At 53.3% G+C, this 1,284-nt stretch carries 1 protein-coding gene; it reads left to right on the top strand.

Annotated features, from left to right (window positions below):
• Positions 1–73: 73 nt before the first annotated feature.
• Positions 74–1,266, top strand: a protein-coding gene (locus HMPREF2785_RS11690; RefSeq protein ID WP_141750705.1) for an IS3 family transposase whose coding sequence is annotated in 2 segments (ribosomal slippage) — positions 74–356 and positions 356–1,266 — 1,194 coding nt in all. Because the reading frame shifts where the segments join, the coding sequence is not laid out codon by codon here.
• The last annotated feature ends 18 nt before the right edge of the window (positions 1,267–1,284 follow it).

Raw genomic sequence — 1,284 nt, 5'->3', positions numbered from 1 at the left:
CGGACCTGACCCCTGTTTGGTAGACACCTGATATCCAGCCCGGTTGGGTTGGGAAGAAAGGTAATCTACCACCATGCCTAGGTACTCCGAACAGTTCAAACGTGATGCTGTGGCCCTCTACGAAAACAATGAGGACCTCTCACTTCACGCGGCTTCAGCAGAGCTTGGAGTCAATCGATCCTCACTTTATTCCTGGCTTAAGCAGTACGGCACCGGCAAACGCGCCCGCACGAAGACCCTGCGTGACAACGCCCAGGCGACAACCGATTCTGAGCGAATCCGCCAGCTAGAAAAAGAAAACGCAAAGCTGCGCGAAGAACGCGACATCCTGCGTAAGGCCGCGAAGTATTTTGCCGAAGAGACACGCTGGTAATCCGCTTCCAGTTTGTCTATGACTACCGAACCGAGTACTCGGTCAAGCGGATGTGCCACGTGTTAAAGCTCAATCGCTCCTCGTTCTACAAATGGGTCAACACCCGCGAAAAACGCAGGTTAAAGACGTGTTCCGATGCCCTTCTTGGTGCGAGAATCAAGACTATCTTCGATGATGAGCACGGGCTTTATGGTGCTAAACGCATCGCTGCAAGCCTCAACGACGATACGGACTTTCCTCCGATCAATCACAAGAAGGTCGCACGCATCATGAAATCCATGGGGCTGAAAGGCTTTAGTAAACGGCGTCGGTGCATCACCACCAGGCGCACGCCTGGCCATCGAGTCATGCCAGATTTAGTAGGCCGCAAATTCACAGCTGACAGGCCGAACCACGTCTATGTAGGCGACATTACGTACCTGCCGTGTAAGGGCGGCAAGAACATGTACCTGGCCACGGTCATCGACGTCTACTCGCGCAAACTCGTCGGCCATGCACTAGCCGATCACATGCGGGTATCGCTGGTTATCGAAGCTTTATCTCATGCCAGAAAAGTCCGCGGAAGCCTTAAAGGGGCAATTTTCCATTCCGATCATGGCAGTGTGTACACCTCACAAGCATTTAGAGAGCACTGCGCTGTACTTGGTGTTCGCCAATCCATGGGAGCAGTGGGTACAAGTGCCGATAATGCCCTGGCAGAATCGTTTAACGCCAGTCTCAAGCGTGAAGTTCTGCGTGATCGGAAAGTGTTTGACAATCCCATCATCTGCCGCCAAGAAGTCTTCCGATGGTGCATGCGCTACAACACGCGCAGACGGCATTCCTGGTGCAACCTTCTAGCCCCCGATGCCTTCGAAGCACTCACATCAGCTACACTGACTCAAGCAGCATAGCTAACCCCCGACGTGTCT

The sequence above is a fragment of the Corynebacterium sp. HMSC067D03 genome, assembly GCF_001811185.1.
GTDB lineage: Bacteria > Actinomycetota > Actinomycetes > Mycobacteriales > Mycobacteriaceae > Corynebacterium > Corynebacterium coyleae.
The sequence above is the reverse complement of the archived record's forward strand: the minus strand, read 5'-3'. Positions and strand labels throughout refer to the sequence as shown.